This window comes from Streptomyces sp. NPDC090442, from assembly GCF_044769405.1.
GTDB lineage: Bacteria > Actinomycetota > Actinomycetes > Streptomycetales > Streptomycetaceae > Streptomyces.
The window spans coordinates 66,531-89,148 of the sequence record NZ_JBIVXW010000039.1 but is presented as its reverse complement, the minus strand read 5'-3'; the positions used below and the strand labels follow the sequence as shown (position 1 = coordinate 89,148).

The following is a 22,618-nucleotide window of genomic DNA, read 5'->3' as shown; positions in this document are numbered from 1 at the left end:
GTGCCAGACTGCTTCGCTTTACGTCTGGCACCCCCACCCCTCCGGCCCGTCCCCTCCCGTTGGTGGGTGGGAAGAACGGTGAGTGCCACATCCTGCCGGTGGGTCAACTCGGGCTGCTGGGTTGAGTGGTGACCGCAAGAGGACGAGTGGTCCCAGCGGCCGGGCGATGACCGTCAGGGGACCACGATGGCCAGCCGCCGCCCAGAGAAATTCCACCCTTCAACGGGAGGGGGCGGGTCTTCGGGGGTGGTAGGCCAGACGTAAAGCGAAGCAGTCTGGCATGCCGCCCCCGGAGGCCCGTCACCGCACCCCGACAGCCCCGCGCAGCGGATCCGCGCCGCAGGCGCAAAGAACACCAACCCCCACGGCGGGCACGCCGACAACGTGGGAACCAACCGGCCGCCAGGCCGAAACGTGAGGGAGGCCACAAAGGCCGGCCTCCCCCGCCCCCGACCCCCATGGCAGACTGGGCGCGTACAGACATAAGCAGCAGCGCACTCCGGGGTCGGTGTAATTCCGAACCGGCGGTAATAGTCCGCGACCCGTCCGCAGCCAGCGGCCGGTTGAGCAGGTGGAATTCCTGCACCGACGGTGAAAGTCCGGATGGGAGGCAGTGCGCGGCGGGCGAGCTCGAAGTACACCGCCGTCGGCGGCGCGTCCGAACGTTCTCGGGCGGGCCACGCCTTTCGGTACCGGTGTCGTCGTGCGTTTCGCGTCCGCTCCTGTCGTTCTCGACAGCCCCGGAGTCCGTGCCCGAAGAGGCAGGAGGACCCGGTGGCCACCGAAGCCCCCGTGGAGATCGCGGCGATGCGCCGGGCCGTCGAGCTCGCCGCCCGCGGCCTCGGTCACACCAGCCCGAACCCGGTCGTCGGTTGCGTCGTCCTGGACGCCGCGGGCGACATCGTGGGCGAGGGCTGGCATCAGCGGGCCGGCGGGCCGCATGCCGAGGTCCACGCGCTGCGCGCCGCGGGTGAGCGGGCCCGGGGCGGGACCGCGCTGGTCACCCTGGAGCCCTGCAACCACACCGGGCGGACGGGACCGTGCGCCCGGGCGCTGATCGACGCCGGCATCGCCCGCGTCGTCTACGCCGTCGCCGACCCCAACCCCACCGCCACCGGCGGCGCGCTGACGCTGGCCGAGGCCGGCGTCGACGTCGAGGGCGGGCTGCTCGCCGACGAGGCGGCGGCCGGCAACGAGGCGTGGTTGACGTCGGTGCTGCGCGGCCGCCCGTTCGTGCTGTGGAAGTACGCGGCCACCCTGGACGGCCGGATCGCCGCGGCCGACGGCACCAGCCGGTGGATCTCCTCGCCCGAGTCGCGGGCCGATGTGCACCGGCTGCGGGCCGCGGCGGACGCGGTCGTGGTCGGCTCCGGCACCGCCCGCGCCGACGATCCGCAGCTCGGCGCGCGGATCGCCGGGCTCGCGGACGACGAGGTCAGCCAGCCGCTGCGGGTGGTCCTCGACTCCGACGCCTGCGTGGTCAAGGCGGGCGCCCGGGTGTTGGACGGGACCGCCCCGACCCTGATCGCGGTCGCCGAGGACGCGGACGCCGCCCACCTCGAAGGGCTCGCGCCGATCGTCCGGTTGCCGCGCGCGCCCGAGGGCCGCGGCCTGTCCCTCCCCGCCCTGCTCCGGGACCTGACGGCCCGCGGCGTGCGGTCCGTGCTGCTCGAAGGCGGGCCCACGCTCGCCGGGGCCTTCCTCGCCGCCGGGGCCGTCGACAGGGTCGTCGGCTATCTCGCGCCGGTGCTGCTCGGCGCCGGCCCGGCCGCCGTCGGCGACGCCGGAATCACCACCCTCACCGAGGCGTTGCGGCTCGATGTGACCGACACCGCCCGCCTCGGCCCCGATCTACGCATCACCGCCACCCCCAACCGCCACGCCCGCACCGAGGAGAACTGACCGTGTTCACCGGAATCGTCGAAGAACTGGGTGAGGTCGTCGCCGTCGAGAACCTCGGTGACTCCTCCCGCTTCCGCCTGCGCGGCCCCGTCGTCACCGAGGACGCCAAGCACGGCGACTCGATCGCCGTCAACGGCGTCTGTCTGACGGTGGTGGACACCGGCGGCGGCGAGTTCACCGCCGATGTGATGGCCGAGACCCTCAACCGCTCCAGCCTCGGTGCGCTGGCCCCCGGCTCGCGCGTCAACCTGGAGCGCCCGATGGCGCTGGGCGGCCGGCTCGGCGGGCACCTCGTCCAGGGCCATGTCGACGGCACGGGCACGATTCTTGAGCGCACGCCCGGCGAGCACTGGGAGGTGGTGAAGGTCGGGCTGCCCGCCCAACTCGCCCGCTACGTCGTCGAGAAGGGGTCCATCACCGTCGACGGCGTCAGCCTCACCGTCGTCGACGCCGCCGACGACCACTTCACCATCAGCCTCATCCCCACCACGCTCGCCCTGACCACCCTCGGCATCAAGCAGCCCGGCGACCCCGTCAACCTCGAAGTGGACGTGCTCGCCAAGTACGTCGAGCGGCTGCTCGGCCGCGGCAAGGGCACGGACGACCTCGCGGAGCTCCAGGAGACGGACCGGTGAGCGTACTGGAGTGGCTCAACGGCCCGGCGTTCACGGCCTTCGGGCAGCGCGTCATCTGGTCCGACATGATCGGCAACACCGTCGGCCTGGCCGCCCTGGCGCTCGGCTGGCGACGCTCGATATGGACCTGGCCCGCCCATTTCCTCTCCGGCGTCATCCTCGTCGCCGCCTACGCCTCCGCCCATCTCAGCGGCGGCGTCGGCAAGCAACTGCTGGTCATCGGGGTGGCGTTGTGGGGCTGGCGGCAGTGGCAGCGCGGCCGCCGGCAGGCCCAGGACGGCTCGATCGCCGTCCGGTTCGCCACCTGGCGCGAGCGCGGGCTGCTGATCGGTGGCACCGCCGTCGGCACGCTGGCCGTCGGCGGGCTGTTCACCCTGGTCCCGCAGCTGTCCTGGAACCCCTGGCCGGACGCCTACATCTTCGTCGGCACGCTCGCCGCGATGGTCGCCCAGGCGCGCGGACTGGTCGAGTTCTGGTTCGCCTGGTTGCTGGTCGACGTCGTCGGCGTCCCGCTCGCCTTCAGCAGCGGCCTGGCCTTCTCCGGCCTCGTCTACGTCGTCTACCTCGCCCTCGTCGCATGGGGCATGCGCGACTGGTGGCTCCGCTCGCGGGCCGCCGCCGTCGCGGAGAGCTCCGCTTTGGAAGGAGTCGCGGCATGACCGCACTGCAGAGCTGGTACGCCGAGGTCGACTCCGACGACCTCACCCTGGACCCGGTCGAGCGGGCCGTCGCCGACATCGCCGCCGGCCGGCCGGTCGTCGTGGTGGACGACGAGAACCGCGAGAACGAGGGCGACCTGATCGTCGCGGCCGAGAAGGCCACCCCCGAGATCATCGCGTTCATGATGAGCGAGTGCCGCGGCCTGATCTGTGCCCCCATGGAGGGCCCCGAGCTGGACCGGCTCGGCCTGCCGCAGATGGTCGAGCACAACACCGAGTCGATGCGGACCGCCTTCACCGTCTCCGTCGACGCCACCGCCGCGCACGGCGTCTCCACCGGCATCTCCGCCGCCGACCGTGCCACCACCCTGCGCCTGCTGGCCGCCGGCGACAGCGTTCCCGGCGACTTCGTCCGGCCCGGCCACATCTTCCCGCTGCGCGCCAAGCCCGGCGGCGTCCTGGTCCGCAACGGCCACACCGAGGCCGGCGTGGACCTCGCCCGGCTGGCCGGACTGCGCCCCGCCGCCGCCATCGTCGAGATCGCTGGCGAGGACGGCACCATGCTGCGGCTGCCCGAGCTCGTCCCGTTCGCCCGCAAGCACGGCCTGTCGATCATCTCCATCGAGGACCTGATCGCCTACCGGCGTTCCGCGGAGCCCACCGTCCGCCGCGAGGCCACCACCCGACTTCCCACCGCCTTCGGCGAGTTCACCGCCCACGGCTACCGCTCCACGGTCGACGGCGTCGAGCACATCGCCCTGGTCGCCGGCGACCTCGGCGACGGCGAGGACGTCCTGGTCCGGGTCCACTCCGAGTGCCTGACCGGGGACGTCTTCCACTCGCTGCGCTGCGACTGCGGCCCCCAACTGGAGGCGTCGCTGCGCCGGATCAGCCAGGCCGGCCGCGGCGTGGTGGTCTACCTCCGCGGCCACGAGGGACGCGGCATCGGCCTGCTGTCCAAGCTGCGCGCCTACGAACTCCAGGAGAACGGCCGGGACACCCTCGACGCCAACCTCGAACTGGGGCTGCCCGCCGACTCCCGCGACTACGGAGCCGGCGCCCGGATGCTCACCGACCTCGGCGTCCGCTCGCTGCGGCTGCTGACCAACAACCCCGACAAGACCGACGCCCTGGTGCGGCACGGCCTCACCGTCACTGGCCGTGAGCCGATGCCCGTCCAGGCCGGCGAGCACAACCTGCGGTACCTGCGCACCAAGCGCGACCGGATGGGACACGACCTGCCCTGGCTGGACGGCGCCGCCGGCCCGGCCGCCGACCCCGCCGCGACCGCCCCCTGCGGCAACCAGTGACGACCGTCAGCCGGACCCCCACACCATCACCCGTAAGAGGAGAAGCATGAGCGGCAAGGGCACACCCGAACTGTCCGTGAAGAACTGTGGCGACCTGCGGGTGGCCGTGATCGCCGCGCAGTGGCACCAGAAGGCCATGGACGGCCTGGTGGACGGCGCGCTGCGGGCCCTGTCGGAGCTCGGCATCGACGAGCCGACGCTGCTGCGGGTGCCCGGCACCTTCGAACTCCCGGTGGTCGCCAAGGTCCTGGCCGGCCGCGGCTACGACGCGGTGGTCGCGCTCGGCGTCGTCATCCGCGGCGGCACCCCGCACTTCGACTACGTCTGCCAGGGCGTCACCCAGGGCCTGACCCAGGTTTCGGTCGACACCGGCGTGCCGGTCGGCTTCGGCGTGCTGACCTGCGACACCGAGGAGCAGGCGCTGGACCGCGCCGGCCTGCCCGGGTCGGTCGAGGACAAGGGCCACGAGGCGGTCACCGCCGCGGTCGCCACCGCCGCCACGCTCCGCACCGTCGCCGAGCCCTGGCGCTGACCGGACGAGGGGACCGCGTAGGGTAGGCGACATCATGTCCAAGAAGACGTTCGAGGAGCTCTTCGCCGAGCTCCAGCAGAAGGCCGCCACCGGCGACCCGGCCACCTCCCGCACCGCCGAGCTGGTGCAGTCCGGCGTCCATTCCATCGGCAAGAAGATCGTCGAGGAGGCCGCCGAGGTCTGGATGGCCGCGGAGCACGAGTCGCACGACGCCGCCGCCGAGGAGATCTCCCAGCTCCTCTACCACCTTCAGGTGATGATGGTCGCCAAGGGCATCTCCCTCGACGACGTCTACGCCCACCTCTGAACCACCCCCCCCCGCAATCCCCAACTCTCCCAGCCGTAAAGGAAATCGCCGTCATGCTGCGCATCGCTGTCCCCAACAAGGGTTCACTCTCCGAGCCTGCGTCGGCGATGCTCCATGAGGCCGGCTACCGCCAGCGCAAGGACCGTCGGGAGCTGGTCCTGGTCGACGCCGAGAACGAGGTCGAGTTCTTCTTCCTGCGCCCCCGCGACATCGCGGTCTACGTCGGCTCGGGCAAGCTGGACATCGGCATCACCGGCCGGGACCTGCTGCTCGACTCCGGCTCGCCGGCCGAGGAGATCCTCCAGCTCGGCTTCGCCGGCTCCACGTTCCGCTACGCCACCCGCCCGGGCACGGCCAAGGGCGTGGCCGACTTCGGCGGCATGACCATCGCCACCTCCTTCTCCGGCCTGGTCACCAAGCACCTGGCCGACAACGGCGTGGACGCCTCCGTCGTCCACCTCGACGGCGCGGTGGAGACCGCCATCCAGCTCGGCGTCGCCGAGATCATCGCCGACGTCGTGGAGACCGGCACCACCCTGCGCAACGCCGGACTGGAGATCATCGGCGAGCCGATCCTCAAGTCCGAGGCCGTGGTCATCCGCGGCACCGGCGCCCCGGACGACGACCCCAAGGTCCGCCAGTTCCTCCGTCGGATGCAGGGCGTCCTGGTGGCCCGCCGGTACGTGATGATGGACTACGACATCCGCGTCGACCAGGTCGAGAAGGCCGTGGCGCTCACGCCGGGCCTGGAGTCCCCGACCGTCTCCCCGCTGCACCACGAGGGCTGGGTCGCGGTCCGCTCGATGGTCCCGTCCAAGGACGCCCAGCGGATCATGGACGAGCTCTACGACCTCGGCGCCCGCGCGATCCTGACCACCGGCATCCACGCCTGCCGGCTCTGAACACCCACCGCCCCGCCCACACCCCCTGACGGAAGACGACCCGTGTCCGCGCCCGCGTCCCCCGCCGCCCTCCCCGACCTCCCGGTGACCTTCCGGCCGACCCGCACCCGGGCCGTCCTGTACACCGTCGGCATCGCCCAGCTCGCCGCCCTCGTCGCGATCGCGCTGCTGCTGCCGGAGTTGAGCGGCGGCGAGCGGATCAGCTTCGTGGCCACCGGCGTCCTGGTGGCCGCCGTCCTGATGCTGCTCAGCCGCCCCAAGGTGGTCGCCCATCCGGAGGGCGTGCGGATCGTCAACCTCACCACCCGGCGCGACCTGGCCTGGGCCCAGGTGCTGCGTGTCAACCTCCGTGCGGGCGACCCCTGGGTCCATCTGGACCTCGCCGACGGCACCAGCCTGCCCGCGATGGGCATCCAGCCCGGCATCGCCCGGGAGCAGGCCATCCGCGACGCCCGGGCGCTGCGCGACCTCGTCGAGCGGCACGGTGCCGTCGACCACACGGGCCGATGACCCTGGCCCTGACGCCGGCACCGCTGTTTACTCTGTTCTCCGGGGCGCGCCCGCGCCCCGTCCCCGCAGAGGGGAACCCAACGACCCGAGGAGTGACTCCCTCCGGCAATGGACGGATCGTCCTGTAGTACCTGCGCCGCCCCTCCCGAACCCCCGCATACGACGGAGGCGGCGGCATGACCGGCCCCCTGCTGCTCCTCCTTGCGGCACTCGCACTCATCCTCGCCAACGGCTTCTTCGTGGCCGCCGAGTTCGGACTCGTCACCGTCGAGAAGGCGGACGCCGAACGGGCCGCGGCCGACGGCGACCGCCGGGCCGGCACCGTCGTCTCCGCACTGCGGGAACTCTCCTTCCAGCTCTCCGGCACCCAACTCGGCATCACCATCACCTCCTTGGTGGTCGGCATGCTCGCCGAGCCGGCGCTGGCCGAGCTGCTCTCCGACCCGCTGCGCGCCCTCCGCCTGCCCGAGGGCGCCATACCGGGCGTCGCGGTCGTCATCGGCATGCTGGTGGCCTCCGCCGTCCAGATGGTCGTCGGCGAACTGGTGCCCAAGAACTGGGCGGTCTCCAAGCCGCTCCAGGTCGCCCGGGTCGTCGCCGGTCCGCAGAACGCCTTCTCCCGCTTCTTCCGGCCGGTGATCACGCTGCTGAACACCGTCGCCAACCGGCTGGTCCGCGCCCTGGGCGTAGAGCCCACCGACGAACTCGCCTCCGCCCGCACCCCCGGCGAACTGGTCTCGCTGGCCCGGCACTCGGCCCGGGCCGGGGCGATCGAGCAGGACACCGCGGACCTCTTCGTCCGCACCCTCTCGCTGGGCGACCTCACCGCCGAGAACGTGATGACGCCCCGCGTCCGGGTCAGCGCCCTCCAGGCGAACGCCACCGCCGAGGACGTCGTCAACCTCACCCGGGCCACCGGACTCTCCCGCTTCCCCGTCTACCGCACCCGGCTCGACGAGATCGTCGGCATGGTGCACCTCAAGGACGCGTTGGCGGTTCCCGCCGAGGACCGGATGCGCGTCCCGGCGGCCCGGATCGCCGTGGCGCCGCTGCTGGTCCCCGAGACGCTGCCGGTGCAGCCGCTGTTGGAGCGGCTGCGCAGCGAGCAGCCGATCGCCGTGGTCGTCGACGAGTACGGCGGCACCGCCGGCGTGGTGACCCTGGAGGACATCATCGAGGAGCTCGTCGGCGAGGTCCGCGACGAGCACGACCGGGTGGACCTGCCCGAGCTCGGCCAGGCCCCGCCGGAGGACGGCCGGCCCGCGTGGGACGCCGACGGCGGCTGCCGGGTCGACACCCTGCGCCGGATCGGCCTCACCGCCCCCGAGGGCCCGTACGAGACCGTCGCCGGACTGGTCGCGCACATACTCGGCCGGATCCCGGCCCCGGGCGACACCGCGGAACTCGACGGCTGGCGGCTGCGGGTGCGGCTGGTCTCGCACCACCGCGCCGAGCGGATACGACTGGTCCGGCTGGCCCCCGCGGCTGCCGCGGTCCCCGAGGCGGCCGCCCGGGAGCGGGTCGCGGCCGGTGCGGAGGTGGCCCGGTGACCGTGGCCCAACTCCTCTTCGCCGTCCTGCTCGTGCTCGCCAACGGCTTCTTCGTCGGCGCCGAGTTCGCCCTGGTCTCGGTCCGCCGCAGCCAGATCGAACCGCTCGCCGTCATGGGCTCCAAACGGGCCCGCCGGGTCCTGCACGGCCTGGAGAACCTGCCGCAGATGATGGCCGCCGCCCAGTTCGGCATCACCATCTGCTCCCTGACCCTCGGCGCGGTCGCCGAACCGACCGTCGCCCGCCTGCTGGAGCCGGCCTTCGCGGCCGCCCGGCTGCCGACCGCCCTGGTCCACCCGCTCGGCTACGCCATCGCCCTGGCCCTGGTGGTCTTCCTCCACCTCGTCATCGGCGAGATGGTCCCGAAGAACCTCGCGATGGCCGCGCCGGAGAAGACCGCCCTGTGGTTCAGCCCCGGGCTGGTCGCCTTCGCCCGGCTGTGCCGCCCGGTCACCGCGCTGCTCGGCGCGCTGGCCAGCGGGGTGCTGCGGCTCTTCCGCGTCGAGCCCAAGGACGAGGTCGAGGCGGTCTTCACCAGCGAGCAACTCACCCACCTCGTCGAGGACTCCGGCCAGGCGGGGCTGCTCGACCCCGTCGAGCAGGAGCGGCTCTCCGACGCCCTGGAGCTCGGCAGCCGCCCGGTCACCGACGTGCTGCTGGACCCCGCCGGACTGATCACCGTCGAACCGACGGTGACGCCCCGGCAGGTGGAGGAGCTGACGGTGCGGACCGGCTACTCCCGCTTCCCGGTGTGCGCGCCGGGCGGCGCCTACATGGGCTATCTGCACGTCAAGGACGTCCTGGACCTGGAGGAACGGGACCGAGCGGTGCCGCAGCGGTTCTGGCACCCGATGGCCACGCTCCGCGCCGAACTGCCCCTGGACGACGCCCTGACGGCGATGCGCAGGGCCGCCTCGCACCTCGCGGCGGTCGCCGACGCCACCGGCCGGGTGCTCGGCCTGGTCGCGCTGGAGGACGTCCTGGAGATGCTGGTCGGCGAGGTCCGCGACCCGGCGCACCGCACGGAGGCGGCGGCCACGGTGGCCGCCTCGGCGGTGGTGGTTCCTCCGGGGGCCGCGGCCGGTACGGAGGCCGACGACGCCGACGAGACGGGCGAGCGGCGCGGCGAGGTGCACGAGTTGGCCGAGCCGCGTGAGTCGGACGCGCCGGACGTGTCGCGCGAGGGGGTGCCGTCGGCGGCCGAGAACCCCGCGCTGGCGAGCTGAGCGGCGCCGAGCGACCGCGGGATCGGGCGGTGAAAGGGGCGCGTCGGGACCACCGGCGCGCCCCGCGCCCGTTTCTGCGCCCTTGCCGGCCGTGTCCGTTCCGGCGCTCCCGCAGGGCCGGTTGCCCGTCGGCTCCCTCTTACAGGTCGAGCTCCTGCGGCGGCGCCTGCGGGTCCGGGCCGCGGCCCGAGAGCACCTCGCCGTACGCCTGCATCAGGTCCGGCAGGCGGAGCGTGGCGAGGTCGTCCCGGGACGGGGTGGTCTGCCAGGTGGACAGCCGCAGATCGCGGTAGGCGCAGCTCTTCTCGTACAGGGTGCGCAGGAAGCGGCCGTTGCCCAGTTCGTCGATCCAACCCTGTTCGACGACGTGGCCGTTGATGCTGCACAGCTCCTCGCGGGCCTCCTCGTCCCAGCGGTCGCCGTTCTCCGCGGCCAGCACCTCGCCGATCTTGGTCAGTTCCAGCGGCCGGTAGCTGGGGAAGTCCACCCGGCTGGTGAACCGTGACGACAGTCCCGGGTTGGCGGCCAGCAGCCGGTCCATGCCCTCGGGGTAGCCGGCCAGGATGACCACCAGCCGGTCGCGGTTGTCCTCGGCCCGCTTCAGCAGCACCTGGAGGGCCTCGTCGCCGTACGCGTCGCCCTTGCTGTAGCCGGAGTTGGCGAGGCTGTACGCCTCGTCGACGAAGAGCACGCCGCCCAGCGCCGAGTCGATCAGTTCGTTCGCCTTGACCGCGGTCTGGCCCAGGAACTCGCCGACCAGATCCGCCCGTTGGGCCTCCACGAGATGGTCGCCGCCGAGCAGCCCCAGCGCGTAGAAGACCCGGCCGAGTATCCGGGCCACCGTGGTCTTGCCGGTCCCCGAGGGCCCGGAGAAGACGAAGTGTCGCTTCGGGGGCGCCACCGGCAGGCCCTGGCTCGCGCGCAGCCGGGCCATCCGCAACTGCGCCGAGAGCGCCCGCACATGCCGCTTGACCGGCTCCATGCCGACCATCCGCTCCAGCTCCGCCAGCGCCTTCTCCAGCAGCACCGGATCGGCCGGCCCGGTGGGCAGCCGGTTGCCGCCGTAGCGGCCCGGCGCGGTGACCTTGGCGCGGGCCGCGCGGCCGTCCCCGGTGGGCGGCACCACCGGCTCCGCCCCCTGCCCGGCCCCCTCGCCGGTCACCAGCAACTCCCGCCCGTCCACCGGGTCCAGCGGCGCCAGCGGATCGAGGTCGCCGCCGGCCTGCTGGGCCGGGCCCTGGGCGGGGACGGTCGCCAGGCCGCCGCCCTCGTCCAGCCCGTCCGCCTCGGCTATGGCGGCCAGCCGGGCGGCGGTGTCCATGAACGTCGGGTCGACGCGGTGCACCGCGCGGTAGAGGGGGAGGGCGGCGGCGCTGCGGCCGGTGCCCTCGTAGGCGCGGGCGAGCCAGTAGCGCAGCTCCTTGCGCTGCGGCTGCTCGCTGCGGCACCGCATCAGCGCGGTGGCCAGCAGCGGTTCGGCCTGCCCGTACATCTCCAGCCGGACCCGCGCCATGCCGCCGAACAGCCCCGCCTCGATGCCCAGCACCGGGTCGCCGAGCAGCGGTTCGGTGTGCCGGACGAGCTGGTCCCAGTCCTTGACGAGATAGGCGCGGCAGGCGTGCAGGAACCGCACCTGGGGGTCGGTGTCCACCGGCGGGCAGCCGGCCAGCGCCTGGTCGAGCTCGGCGACGTGCCGGCCGTCGAGCCAGTGGGAGGCGTGCGCCAGGAGGAGGTCACGGCCGGTCTCCAGCACGGGTTGGACCCACCAGCCCAGCCAGTACCAGGAGTTGAGGGCGCGTCGGTGCCGGGCGCGCTGTTCGCCGAAGCGGTCGCGGTGCTGGTGCATCCGCAGCAGCGCCATGGTGGTGTCGGCGCGCAGCGCGTGCAGGCCGAGCCAGGCGTCGGCCATCGACGGGTCGAGCCGCACCGCGGCCCGGAACTCCTCCTCGGCCTGGGGGTAGGCCCCCATGGTGTAGGCGTCCACCGCGCGCAGCCAGGCGAGTTCGGCCGGGGCGGGCGAACCCTGAGTGCCGACATCCATCCCGTCCCCCCACAAAACGTCCCCCCGTGGTGTACCACCGGACGTGTGCCGGGCCGCGCTCCCAGGGCCGGCCGGCCCTGGCCGAACCGGTGTGTGGGGGGCGGGAGTTGCCCCGCCACGCGCCCTGGTCCGGGTCCCGCGGTGGCACAGACTCGCATCGTACCTGCGCTGTCGGTGCAGGTCGTAGAGGGCCGCACGAGGTGGAATCGGGGGCGTGAACGGGGGCGCATCGGCGCGAAGAGTGCGGTGACCCTGGGTGAAGGAAGTGCGCCGTGGCGGCCGCCGCGCGAGGAATCCGCGCAGAACGAAGCCCCCGATCACGGGGGAACAACCGGGGGCTTCGCGTCTGCAGGCGGTCCGAAGAACCGCACATTCAGAACGTAAGTCCTGTACGCCCCCTGGGTCAAGCCGAGTTGGCGCACTCGGCGGGTCCCGTTCGTCGACTGTCGGCGTGTCAGCCACGGTCGGCTACACAGGGTGAAATCCGGGCCTGTTCACGGCCGTCCGGCCGGTCCCACGTGTACCTCGTATCCCATCTGCCCCTGGAGTACCAGGAGATCGGCGTGCGGTCGGGACGGATCGGCCGCGAAGTGCGCCCGCTCCGCCGGGATCCAGCCATCCCAGAACGCGGACTGCCCCGGCCCGTCCCGGAGTTGACCCCGTTCCCATGAATGCTCGCTCGCCAGTTCCATCCACAGCAGGCACGCCGTGTACGGCCGCAGCGCGCGCCGTCCGGTGCCGACGCCCTCGACGAGCACCACCGGGGCCGGCGGCAGTTCCCGCGCCTCGGTGAACTCCCGGCGCACCCAGTCGTAGACCCCGTAGCGCGCCGTCTCGCCACGGGACAGCGGGGCGAGCACCTGCTCCCGGAATCGGTCGCTCCACTCGAACAGTTCCTCGTGCGTCGCGAGATCGTCGGTGTGCACCACCGGGGCGCCGCCCAGCGCCTCGGCCAGCCGCGCCGCGAAGGTGCTCTTGCCGGAGCCCGCGTGCCCGTCCACCGCGATCAGCCGCACCGGGCCGCAGGAGGGCGGCAGGGTGTGCAGCCGGGCGGCGAGCGGATCCAGTACGGGGTCCGGGGCAGGGGCCGGGTCGGGGGTCATCCCACCAGCCTACGCATCAGTGGTCCACACCAATGTTCCTGGCGCGACGCGCGTCGCAGCGCCTTCCGAAGCCCGCCCGGAACGGAGATAGTTGAGCCCACTCGCACCAGCCCCGCACGTCCCGATCGCGTCCGACGTCCGACAGGGGGACCCCATGAGCAGCTCCGCACCCCGGCGTACCGTCCTGGCCGCCGCGCTCGCCGCCGCCGCGGCCGCCGCCACCCCCCTCCCCGCGGCCGCCGCCCCCCACCGCACCACGCCACCGCCCCCGACCCGGACGACGAACCCCGTGGACTACCACGCCTGGACCACCCCCACCGACTGGCACCGCGGCACCGCCCACGGCACCCGCGTCGCCGCCGGCTACCGCCCCGGCATCCGCATCGCCCGCCCCGTCGGCACCACCGTCTACCACGACCCCCACACCGGTAAGTCCGCCACCTGGGAATACGCGACCTGGACCGGCCCCGTCCGCCGCCTCCCGGTGCCCGCCACCGAGGCCGTCGCCTCCTGGAACGCGCACACCCCGCCCGGCACCTGGATCGCCGTGGAACTGCGCGCCACCTACTCGGACGGTGGCCACACCCCCTGGTACGTCATGGGCCGCTGGACCGCCGGTGACGGCGACGCCGACATCCGGCGCACCTCCGTCGACGACCAGAAGGACGGCCGCAGCGCCGTCTCCACCGACACCCTCGCCCTCGACGACCCCACCACCGGCCTCCGCTTCACCGCCTACCAGCTCCGCCTCACCCTCCTCCGCGGTCCCGGCAGCACCCAGACCCCCACCGTCTGGCGCGTGGGCGCGATGGCCTCGGACGTCCCGGCCCGCTTCGAGGTCCCGCCCTCCACCCCCGGCCTGGTCGGCCACGAACTCCGCGTCCCCCGCTACTCGCAGGAGGTCCACAAGGGCCAGTACCCCGAGTACGACAACGGGGGAGAGGCGTGGTGCAGCCCCACCTCCTCCGAGATGATCATCGAGCACTGGGGCCGCCGCCCCACCCGCGAACAGCTCGCCTGGGTCGACCCCACCTACGCCGACCCCCAGGTCTGCCATGCCGCCCGCTACACCTTCGACTACCAGTACAAGGGCTGCGGCAACTGGCCCTTCAACGCCGCCTACGCCGCCACCTACCGCGACCTCCAGGCCGTCGTCACCCGCCTCTCCTCCCTCAACGACGTCGAACGCCTCGTCCACGCCGGCATCCCCGCCATCACCTCCCAGTCCTTCCTCAGGTCCGAACTCGACGGCGCCGGTTACGGCACCGCCGGCCACCTCATGACCGTCATCGGCTTCACCCCCACCGGCGACGTCATCGCCAACGACCCGGCCGCCCCCAACGACCCCGCCGTCCGCCGCGTCTACCAACGCCACCAGTTCGAGACCATTTGGCTGCGGACCAAACGCAAGGACGCCGAGGGCAAGGTCAAGTCCGGCTCGGGTGGGGTCTGTTACCTCTACTTCCCGGCACACCCCACACCAGCTCAGCATCGCGTCCTGCGGGAGCTGGGGATCCGCTAGCGATCAGGCGGCGAGCCCGACCGGCAACTCCTCCGGCAGGTAGTCCCGGAAGGCCGTTGCCACCACCTGACGGCAGCGCTCGCGCCCGTCCTGGGTGAGGTGCCCGTACCGATCGACCGTGACTTCGATGGACCGGTGTCCGAGCCAACGCGCGAGCCAGAGATTTCTTGCGCTCACGGCCCGCCCTGCATACCGTCCCGCTGACGGTCACAGAAGCGCTGCGTACGCGCGGGATGGATTCGTACGGTGCCCAACGCCCCATCTTCGGCCGGCGGGAGCGTGGGAGTGAGGTGTGCGCGACCTTCCTTCGCACCCCACCCCGTCGCCTCAGTCTCACTCCCCTCACTCCCGAGGGCGCCGACACTCTCGCTACCTACCTGGCCGATCTCGATCGCGCTCTCCCGGCGTCAGCGCAGAGCACACGACACCGCCACTGCCTTCGCCGAGGCATGGCAGCAGCATGCAGGCGCAACGCCTACGCTCCACGAGCGGCAGCGCCCGTACCGCCTCGGCACGCTCACGCCACCAGAGCCGCTCCCGGAGGGCCAGAGTCGGCTCGCAGACGAGCAGGACCGCGACTAACTCAGCGGCTGGGGCCGAGAGTTCGTCGACGCCATCGGAGAAGTCACCCCATAAGTCGCTAGTTCGGGGTGTCGAGGGTCGCGTGCGGACACGGGTTTGGCGCGGCCGTGGTGCAGGAGGTACGGGTCCTCTCATGGCGTGAAGTGACGGCCCGGCGCGGCGGGTGCGTGCGTGGCTCCGGGACGGCTGGCCGATCGGTGAGTCAGGCTCTCGACCTCTCGAACCGCGGTTGCGCGTACGACAGCTCGCCCCCAGCCTGCGAGAGCACCTTTTTTCGGTCACATCGCCAGCAACAGTTCTGAACCGGTGCTTCCGTCGTTAGCGTGCGCACGGCGGACCAAATCGAACTCATCGGAGAACAATGGAACTTGGCATACCTATGCCCCAACGGCGGCGAATCTGGGCCGCATTGGTGGCCGCGTTGATGATGACGGCCCTCATGCCCCCGCCGAGTGAAGCGGCGCAGCGCCTCACGGTGGACACCTACGTACTTCCCCTCGGAAGCAAGTCGCCGTCGCTGGCCGAACTCCAGCAGAACGGTCTGGCCAGTGTGGAGAGGCACCCTTCGACGTGGAGCCCCGAGGCCGAGCAGGATCGCATCGCCGGTCCAGCCGCTTCTCTTCTGACGAACGGGCTGAAGGCGAAACGGCCTGTAAAGGCCACCGCGGCTCCGTCGACCGGCGCCACCTACCCGGAGCCCCCACGCACCATCACCGACAAAGAGTGCACGGACAACCTGAACAATGGCCTCTTCTACTTCAAATCCCGGTACGCGATGTGTGGCGGAATGCAGTTCCAACAGGTTTGGGGACGGAACGGCCGGCCTGTGGGAGAGTCGGGGTTTGCCCTCATAGTTCTCGGCACCATCCCCAACGCCAAGGACCGGACAGTGCGGTTCGATTACCACTTCTCGCACTTCTCGAAGGCGGGAAACACCAAGACGAGCGGACTCGTCGTCACCACAGAGGTCAGTCAGAAACTTCTCGTCTCGAAGGCGCAGAAAAGGGAATCCGGCCTGATCCCGCCGAAGGAGTCGTTCGACGCCCTGAAGGCATCTCCCAACTACAGGCACAACGTGGTGTTCGACGCCGGTCAGGGAACCAAGCCGGATGACCTCATCACCATGGCCTACGTCCCGTTCGTCTCCATGAAGTACCCGCCCGAGTACACCGGCGTGAACCCTGGTCAGGTGCGGGTGACGTTCACGGCGATGAACTGGGACGCCGCCCCTTACCTTCCCAACTCCAAGGCCACAGACCCCAAACAACGCGGTGGTGCAGCGTTCGCCTATAAGGCTGTCCTGCCGTACAGCTCAAAGCAGGGAGCGCCGGAGCAGGCCGTTACCGACCACCTCAACGTGGCTCACACCCAGCCGGCCAAGACCAAGCCGCCCAACCCGAAGAAGGATGTTCCCGGCTTCGAGGTCAAGCGTCCCCTGCACCGACTGGCACGTGACAAGTCCCGCCTCCGGGCGAACAGGCGCGCCGCACAAAGCATGTGCGTCATGTACTGGGGTGCGAACTACGCCACGAGCGACCCGAAGGGACCCCGCGAATGCGACGAATACCCCTTCGCCAGCACGTATGAGGGGGCCGCTCAGTCCAAATATGAACGGAACGTTCTTGAGGGCAACTTCTCAGCGTTGCCCATACCCAAGGCGGAGAACAAGGCCGGTGGGACCATTCTTTCCCTCTTCTACGACAGGAACCGCGTACTGGACGGGCGTGACGCAAAGGGTGACGAAGTCGATGCATACATCGTGAACATCAAATGAGGCGACTCCTGGGTGGGCTCGCACTTCGGTTCCACCCAGGTGAAAGGTCATTCGCTGGGCCAGAACCGAAAGAGGTAACGCTCGACCCCGTAGGGCACATCAACTTGGGCCAGTCGATAGACCTCACTGCGTCCAGAACACTGAATTCGCACTCGCCATAGAGTGTCCCGGCGTCCCAAGACGATGGACGTTTCTGAGATACCCATCATCTCGTACGCCGCCAACTCGCCAGTGACTGACTCGATCTCTCCCTCAGCTTCTGCGTCGCACCCCGCCTCGTCGTCCGCCGGTGGCGGTTGCCCGTCCCACACTTCGACGGAGAGCAGGGCGGTGTGGCTGTGTCCGCCGCTGGTCAAGTCGATTCGCCTGGTGCGGAAGGTGGCGAACTCCTCCGAGGCCAATTCCTCGGGGAAACGGATGGGGACGAGGCTGTCGTCCGCCTCTTGCAGGGCGAACGAATAGAACTCGACCTCGACTTCCAGCTCCTGCCTACTGAGTAGATCAGCCACTACACCTACGCCTCTCATCTCCCACACGACGAGGATAGTCGTCCCCGCTGAGCCCGGTGAGTACCCCGGCCGGGCATACCCCGCACGCCACGCGGGGTGCGCCCGGCCCTCGGTACGGCACTGGCTGTGGCAACTCGTTGACGGTGACCGATGCTCACGGGCTGATGGTCGCCTCCGAGGCTCACCCCGCGCGGCAGATGCTCGGCGACAATGGTTGTATGGCTTCCTACGAGACCCCGTCCGCGCCCGAGGTGGTGCGCCCACTACTGTCGCTCGCCGAGGTGGAGGCACTGGCCCGGCGCGCACACGCGGGGCAAACCGACAAGGCCGGCCGCCCGTACACCGAGCATCTGGCCGCGGTCGCGGCCGGTGTACGGGAGCGCGGCGGCAGCGAAGAGCAGGTCGCGGCGGCCTGGCTGCACGATGCCGTGGAGGACGACGCACTGAGCGAGGCGTGGCTGGCGGAGGCTGCCCTCAGCGAGGCGACCAAGGCCATGGTGCTGGCCGTCACCAAGCGGGCCGACGAGCCGGTCGAGGAGTACACCGCACGGATCTTGGCCACGCCCGGTGCGCTACTGATCAAGGAATCCGATCTCGCGCACAACGCCGATCCGGCACGGTTGGCCGTCCTCGACGCAACGACCCAGGACCGGCTGGCGGCCAAGTATGCCCGCGTTCGCGCCCTGTTGGGCCTCGATGGTTGCGTTCGAAGCCCCGCCAGCACCAACTCTCAAGCCTGAGCCAGCCCTCGGATGCCACGCTCTCCAGGAGGCCGCCCACTCTGGATCCCACAGACCAGATACCCGAGTTGACACCTATGGCGACGTTCCCGCCCCACCGCACGGAGCCATGGGGCGGGACACTCTTTCCCGTGTACGTGTCACATGTGTATCCCCGGGCTCAGGGCGACGGCCGCGCGGAACGGCTCAAGAGGAGCCGAGGATTTTTGCCGTCACCGATTCGATGAACGCGGCAGCCTCGACCTCTGTGATCTTGACGTGGTCGACTTCATTGTGACCGAGTTCGTAACGCTTGAAGTATTCAGTCGGTTCCCAGCGGAGATTCCGGGTGAAGGCTTCGTCATGGGTGTCACCGTCGTCGATTCGACGTCTGACGATTCCGCGCGGGCTGTGCCTGGGGTGGCCCTCGCTGACCTTCGCGTAGTAAGTGATCTCGCCTTCGGCATCGAGTGCGTCGAGTGTGGTGGGGAGGAGGGTGAGGAACGGCGTGGCGGAAGCGTTGCTCTCCACGTTGCCGAGTCGGATCATCACGCCGTTGAGGTCGAGATACTCCTCCAGGAAGTATCCGCCGCCTCGTTCGTACATGAGGAGGAGCGGTTCATAGGGGTCCGGCGGATCGGTGGGCAGGGCGTCACGGGCGTCACGGAGCGCCGCCCATCGGATTGCAGCTCGGCAGGTCCGCTTCAGCGAAGCCGGAGCGAGCCCGGCCAGGACTTCTTCGACTTCGGCTGCGACGTCGGCGGGAGTCTGGATCGCGGCATCGACGTACTCGGCAATGTCGAAGAACGGCCAGGACTGCTCCGCCCCGTAGGCGCGCGCCCACAGAGCCGCTCGTCGCAGATATTCGCGCATGAGAAGAGCGCGAGAATTGGCATGATCAGATGCCGCGACGTCGTCGGCCCAGTCAATGGCACGCAGTTGCTCCAACGCCCTGCGTGAAGAGTCCTCGGTCACTTCAGGTCCAGCCCCTTGGCTCGCAGTTCCTGCACAATATCCTTCACGAAATCGTCGATGTTGGACAAATCGGCGGCGAGGTCTGTCTTGGGGTGCTTGAGGCCGAGTTTCTGCCACTGAGTCCCGAAACCACCTCGTACAGGGTTCGGTGCCAGGTCGTGCGCGCCTGCCGCGGAGAGGCTCTTGGGGGACTTTCTGCCTTCGAAATCTCCGTCGTCGCCCCACCTCCACAGGCCCGTCTCATCGCGCAGGTACGGAAGGCCGCTCTTCATCAACCGGCTCTCCACGTACTCGTGCGTCATCAGGTTCTTGAATTCCACGACCTGGTCCGTGTCCAGTGTGCCCTTGCGGGCACCATCCCACAGAGCCGCGATGTCGTCGCGAGGGGTAAAGAGACCGCGCTTCCACTCCCCAGGCCGGACGACGACGTCGTGGAGTTGCCTGATCATGTGGGTCTTCACCTGCCGGATGACCGCCTCGTTGAGACCGGTGTTACGCGCCATCGCGGGGACGTCAACGTGATTGGGCGTGGCCCGCAGCGAGTCGTACACACCCGCCGCGTATGCCGAGGGCTGTTCGACCCAACCGGCCCCTCCCCAACCGCCGTTGGGGCCGTGGGTGTAGGAAGTACCCGCGTTGTCCAGCGCGTCGTTACCCAGGCCGTCAGCGTGTGCCGCGTCGTTGCCCAAACTTCCGACATCGTCGCCAACCGGCCCGAGGTCGTGAGCTGTCGAGTCGAGGTCCTTGCCCAGCGCCGCTGCCGCATCGTCGGCGGCGTGTGCACCGATCCTGATGGCGCCCGCATCATGCGGTACCGGCACCTTGCCGAACAGTTCGGCCTGCTCGGCCTTGATCGCGGCAATCTCCTGGGGAGAGACGCCGGGCAGCCGCTCCTTCTCGTACAGGACGTGGCCGTCCATCTTGGCCGCAAAGCTCTCGGACGTGTGGAACTGCAGCTCGAAGACCTGACCGCTGACCGGATCACGCCAGGTTGAGTTAATTCCCTTGTAGCCAGCGGAGTTCCAGGTGTTCTTGAACGTGACGTTCTCGAAGCCCTTGGCTTGCAGGTCGTTGATCGCCTGCTGTACTCCGTGGGCGTAACCCTTGCTCGGGACCTCCATCGTGTAGCGGATGGAGTCCTTGATGCCGCTGAGCACCTGCCCGTGGTCCATGCCGATGTCTTCGAGCATGTCGGTGGCGAGCTTGCGCTTGAGGGAGTCCTCTCCCTTGAGGCGATACTCCAGGCCGATCAACTTCCCGGCGTCGGCCTTGCCGGCAATCTCCTGCATCGACTCGGTGATGCGTGGCTCTGCCTCTGCGGACTTGCGCATGAAGTCGCCCGCGGCGGCATTCTCCTCTCGGCTCAGGCTCAGGCCGTTCTCACCTTCCCAAGAACCGTCGGGCAGATTGCCCCGCGGGGCGTCGGGCAGGGACGTACCAGCATCGCCGGGCGGGAGATCGGCTCCGGAACCGCCCGAGGCATGTTCTTCTCCGGCACCACCTGGTGTGTGGTCACCGGCGTGGCCGGGGCCATCGCCTTGGTGAGGGGTGGACGGGCCATCGCCCGAGCCGTGGCCAGCGCTGCCCGTGCCGCCTGTGTCGGTGGTGTGACCGGCGGCACTTGGGGAGTTGTCCAGTCCGCCGGATATCGGGGTGTGGGAGGTGCCGCCTTCGCCGCCCGGCGTGTGGCTGTTGGTGGGCGTGTGATCGGCTTTGTCGCCGGTAGGAAGGGTGCCCGCGTTATCGCTGGCGCGGGTCGGGTTGGTTACGTCCGAGCCGACGTGCATGGCATCGTCGCCCCGTCCGCCGACGCTGGCGAGGGCCGGCTCCTTCTGGTTGACCGGGGCCTCGATGCGCGGGTTGTCCGCGCCCACGGCAGGTTGGGACGACTTGCTCTTGGGAGCATCGTCGGCGTGCTGGAGGAGGCTGCCGTCTTTGCCGTAGAGGTGGCCGGCAGAGTCCGTGTAGTTGCCGGTGAAGGGGTCCTTCACCGTCTTCGGCGGGAGCGTGACAGTACCCTCGGGCAGCCTGATGTTGCCATTCGGGAGCTTGGTCGCTCCCTCCGGAACAGCAGTGTCCTTGGGCATCTGCACTGTGCCGTCATGCAACTTGGTGGCGCCCTCGGGCAGGCTGTAGGCGCCCTCGGAGATCTTCGGGACCTGGAAGTGACCGGCGTCCTTGAAGCGGGCCATGACGTCGCCGATCTTGGATATGCCGGCGCCGGCGCCCTTGAAGACGTAGGTCATCGGGTCGATGACCTCGCCGACCTTTCCGGCGATGGAGACGGCCCTGACCGCTGCGCCGGCCTTGCCTGCGCCCTCCACTGCGGCACCGCCGCCGCGAGTGATGATCGCGGTCACGACGTTGAAGGCGACCGCGCCGGCGGCACGGGGGGCGTTGGATTTCCATTGGTCCCAGGCGACGAACGCCTTGCCGGCCTCCACCATCGCGGTGCGTGAGTCCCGTAGCCAGGAGGGGAGCATGCGTCCGGGCGTCATGAAGTACATGGGGGCCAGGGCGGGCATGGTGCCGAGGAGCGCGGTGGTGGTGGCGAGTTTGGCCAGGTTGGTCCAGGCTTGTTTGGCGGCGTCCCAGCCGTCGACGCCGATGAGGGTGCCAAGTCCCCTGATGGCCCCCCACGCGCCGTCGATGATGACGCCTTTGCCGAATTCGTAGGCGTGGTCCCAGACCTTCCACCAGGGGACGGATTCCTCGACCGCGTCGCCCCAGGGCAGGCTCTTGGCTTGGGTGAGGGTCTTGGCATCGTAGCCGTAGCCGCCCGGGTGGGAAGCGTCGATGGTGTGGAGGGGCTTGCCGCCGACCAGGCCGACGATCTTGGTGTGACAGTCGCGTTCGGCTGCCTGGAACGCGGCCCAGACCGTGGCGATCGTGTCGCGGCGAGCCCGGTTCTCCGTGACAAGGTCGCTGTCTTCGCGCCAGTCGTTGTCGCTGCCGTTGACCTTGTGGCGGAAGTCGGCGGCGTCTTGCTTGAGTTGCTTGAGCTTGTCGACCAGCGGGCGGACCTCGTGGGCGTAGGTACCCAGGGCGCCGGCGATGACGCCCATGTCGTGGCTGACCTCGTGGGCCTTGTCCGCCACGGGTTTGGTGACGCCGAACAACTGCTCTGCCTCGGGCGCCTTGTAGAAGGCGGACAGGCCACCGAAGGACTTGTGGACGTTAGAGCCGGCGGTCTCAACCCTCGGGCCGCCATGCGACAGCGCCTTGACCTTTGATTCGAGAAGGTCCAGATCACCGGTGAAGACCGGTACCTCGAACGGGTCGACCGGTGCGCCGTCGCTCATCTCTGCTTCCCCCCGAAGTCCTTAAGAGCATCCAACTGCACAGAACGGGCGGCGTTCTGGGCGTTCTGCGCCGCCTCCAGATCACCTTGGACGTACTCGCTGGTGGCCTTGGCCGCGCCCAGGCAGGCCGCCTGGCAACGATCGGCCATCGCCTTGAAGTCGTTCTGTCGGCGCGTTGCGTACTCGGACAGCGCGGCGGCGACCGGGCCCGTCGACGTCTGCGCCAACGGGGAGACGCCTGTTGGCCCCTTCAACGTGCTCCCGCCCGCCACCGGTCCGTACTGCGGCGTGAGGGCCTGCGAGCCCGGCACCGCCGTTCCTGCGGATTGGGCTGCCTCCTGCAAGTCCGCAAGGAGGGAGCTCAGGGCATTCCCGAGATCCTCGGCGTGCGCTCCAACGGTCCTCAACTGGCCCTGCACGCCCTGCGGTTGAATGTCCCACCACGCCATGAACGCCCCCTGCATACCTCTCTGCTCCACCATCCCGCCATCGCGCGGCGGCGCCATCTACCCGTGGCCGGCCGCGCGTTGGCGCACTGCCGGGGAGCGCTGCGCCTGC

20 protein-coding genes and 1 riboswitch are annotated in these 22,618 nt (G+C 70.3%); of the genes, 13 read left to right on the top strand and 7 right to left on the bottom strand.

Annotated elements, in window-relative coordinates:
* Positions 1-490 precede the first annotated feature (490 nt).
* Positions 491-621, top strand: a riboswitch (FMN riboswitch).
* A gap of 153 nt (positions 622-774) precedes the next feature.
* The 10 genes from ribD (at position 775) to ACIQU6_RS26185 (ending at position 9,533) form a co-directional block, all read left to right on the top strand.
* Positions 775-1,902: a bifunctional diaminohydroxyphosphoribosylaminopyrimidine deaminase/5-amino-6-(5-phosphoribosylamino)uracil reductase RibD gene (ribD, locus tag ACIQU6_RS26230; protein WP_403484123.1), complete on the top strand. Its 1,128-nt coding sequence runs from the start codon at positions 775-777 to the stop codon at positions 1,900-1,902.
* Between the two features lie 2 nt (positions 1,903-1,904).
* A complete protein-coding gene (locus tag ACIQU6_RS26225) occupies positions 1,905-2,537 on the top strand; it encodes a riboflavin synthase (protein WP_403484122.1) in 633 nt (210 codons plus the stop codon).
* Positions 2,534-3,196, top strand: coding sequence for a nicotinamide riboside transporter PnuC (locus tag ACIQU6_RS26220; RefSeq protein ID WP_403484121.1), 663 nt, complete (start codon positions 2,534-2,536; stop codon positions 3,194-3,196). The genes ACIQU6_RS26225 and ACIQU6_RS26220 overlap by 4 nt, the downstream gene beginning before the upstream one ends.
* On the top strand, positions 3,193-4,506 hold the full coding sequence (locus ACIQU6_RS26215) for a bifunctional 3,4-dihydroxy-2-butanone-4-phosphate synthase/GTP cyclohydrolase II (RefSeq protein WP_403484120.1): 1,314 nt from the start codon (positions 3,193-3,195) through the stop codon (positions 4,504-4,506). Before ACIQU6_RS26220 ends, ACIQU6_RS26215 begins: the two co-directional genes overlap by 4 nt.
* 46 nt (positions 4,507-4,552) lie before the next feature.
* Positions 4,553-5,038: a 6,7-dimethyl-8-ribityllumazine synthase gene (gene ribH, locus ACIQU6_RS26210; protein WP_403484119.1), complete on the top strand. Its 486-nt coding sequence runs from the start codon at positions 4,553-4,555 to the stop codon at positions 5,036-5,038.
* A 34-nt stretch (positions 5,039-5,072) separates the two neighbouring features.
* Positions 5,073-5,345, top strand: coding sequence for a phosphoribosyl-ATP diphosphatase (locus ACIQU6_RS26205; protein WP_274917125.1), 273 nt, complete (start codon positions 5,073-5,075; stop codon positions 5,343-5,345).
* Positions 5,346-5,398: 53 nt separating this feature from the next.
* Positions 5,399-6,247, top strand: coding sequence for an ATP phosphoribosyltransferase (gene hisG, locus ACIQU6_RS26200; RefSeq protein WP_403484118.1), 849 nt, complete (start codon positions 5,399-5,401; stop codon positions 6,245-6,247).
* Between the two features lie 42 nt (positions 6,248-6,289).
* Positions 6,290-6,757 carry a PH domain-containing protein gene (locus ACIQU6_RS26195; RefSeq protein WP_274917128.1) on the top strand — a complete coding sequence of 156 codons (468 nt, stop codon included), beginning with the start codon at positions 6,290-6,292 and terminating at the stop codon, positions 6,755-6,757.
* Positions 6,758-6,933: 176 nt separating this feature from the next.
* A complete protein-coding gene (locus tag ACIQU6_RS26190) occupies positions 6,934-8,307 on the top strand; it encodes a hemolysin family protein (RefSeq protein WP_403484117.1) in 1,374 nt (457 codons plus the stop codon).
* A complete protein-coding gene (locus tag ACIQU6_RS26185; protein ID WP_403484116.1) occupies positions 8,304-9,533 on the top strand; it encodes a hemolysin family protein in 1,230 nt (409 codons plus the stop codon). Before ACIQU6_RS26190 ends, ACIQU6_RS26185 begins: the two co-directional genes overlap by 4 nt.
* 139 nt (positions 9,534-9,672) lie before the next feature.
* Here ACIQU6_RS26185 and ACIQU6_RS26180 read toward each other — a convergent pair whose 3' ends face one another.
* Together ACIQU6_RS26180 and ACIQU6_RS26175 are read right to left on the bottom strand one after the other, a co-directional pair.
* Positions 9,673-11,574 (bottom strand): AAA family ATPase, encoded by a 1,902-nt coding sequence (locus ACIQU6_RS26180; RefSeq protein WP_403484115.1) that lies wholly within the window; start codon positions 11,572-11,574, stop codon positions 9,673-9,675.
* 494 nt (positions 11,575-12,068) lie between these two features.
* The gene (locus tag ACIQU6_RS26175; RefSeq protein WP_403484114.1) at positions 12,069-12,677 is read right to left on the bottom strand and encodes a uridine kinase; all 609 of its coding nucleotides are present in this window, start codon (positions 12,675-12,677) and stop codon (positions 12,069-12,071) included.
* A gap of 154 nt (positions 12,678-12,831) precedes the next feature.
* On the opposite strand from ACIQU6_RS26175, the gene ACIQU6_RS26170 reads away from it, so the two are divergent.
* Entirely contained in the window at positions 12,832-14,199 is a 1,368-nt protein-coding gene (locus ACIQU6_RS26170; RefSeq protein WP_403484113.1) for a peptidase C39 family protein, read from the top strand.
* 3 nt (positions 14,200-14,202) lie between these two features.
* Here ACIQU6_RS26170 and ACIQU6_RS26165 read toward each other — a convergent pair whose 3' ends face one another.
* Entirely contained in the window at positions 14,203-14,376 is a 174-nt protein-coding gene (locus ACIQU6_RS26165) for a hypothetical protein (RefSeq protein WP_403484112.1), read from the bottom strand.
* A gap of 880 nt (positions 14,377-15,256) precedes the next feature.
* Here ACIQU6_RS26165 and ACIQU6_RS26160 point away from each other — a divergent pair.
* Positions 15,257-16,555 carry a hypothetical protein gene (locus tag ACIQU6_RS26160; RefSeq protein WP_403484111.1) on the top strand — a complete coding sequence of 433 codons (1,299 nt, stop codon included), beginning with the start codon at positions 15,257-15,259 and terminating at the stop codon, positions 16,553-16,555.
* A gap of 47 nt (positions 16,556-16,602) precedes the next feature.
* On the opposite strand, the gene ACIQU6_RS26155 is transcribed toward ACIQU6_RS26160, so the two are convergent.
* Positions 16,603-17,064: a hypothetical protein gene (locus ACIQU6_RS26155; protein WP_403484110.1), complete on the bottom strand. Its 462-nt coding sequence runs from the start codon at positions 17,062-17,064 to the stop codon at positions 16,603-16,605.
* 218 nt (positions 17,065-17,282) lie between these two features.
* Here ACIQU6_RS26155 and ACIQU6_RS26150 point away from each other — a divergent pair, with 218 nt between their 5' ends.
* On the top strand, positions 17,283-17,804 hold the full coding sequence (locus ACIQU6_RS26150; RefSeq protein ID WP_403484109.1) for an HD domain-containing protein: 522 nt from the start codon (positions 17,283-17,285) through the stop codon (positions 17,802-17,804).
* A 186-nt stretch (positions 17,805-17,990) separates the two neighbouring features.
* On the opposite strand, the gene ACIQU6_RS26145 is transcribed toward ACIQU6_RS26150, so the two are convergent.
* Genes ACIQU6_RS26145 through ACIQU6_RS26135 form a run of 3 tightly spaced genes read right to left on the bottom strand, consistent with a single transcriptional unit; the run spans position 17,991 to position 22,509 of the window.
* Positions 17,991-18,758 carry a hypothetical protein gene (locus ACIQU6_RS26145; RefSeq protein WP_403484108.1) on the bottom strand — a complete coding sequence of 256 codons (768 nt, stop codon included), beginning with the start codon at positions 18,756-18,758 and terminating at the stop codon, positions 17,991-17,993.
* Complete coding sequence (locus ACIQU6_RS26140) at positions 18,755-22,060, bottom strand: hypothetical protein (protein ID WP_403484107.1); 3,306 nt, start codon at positions 22,058-22,060, stop codon at positions 18,755-18,757. The genes ACIQU6_RS26145 and ACIQU6_RS26140 overlap by 4 nt, the downstream gene beginning before the upstream one ends.
* Positions 22,057-22,509: a DUF6507 family protein gene (locus ACIQU6_RS26135; protein WP_403484126.1), complete on the bottom strand. Its 453-nt coding sequence runs from the start codon at positions 22,507-22,509 to the stop codon at positions 22,057-22,059. The genes ACIQU6_RS26140 and ACIQU6_RS26135 overlap by 4 nt, the downstream gene beginning before the upstream one ends.
* Between the last annotated feature and the right edge of the window lie 109 nt (positions 22,510-22,618).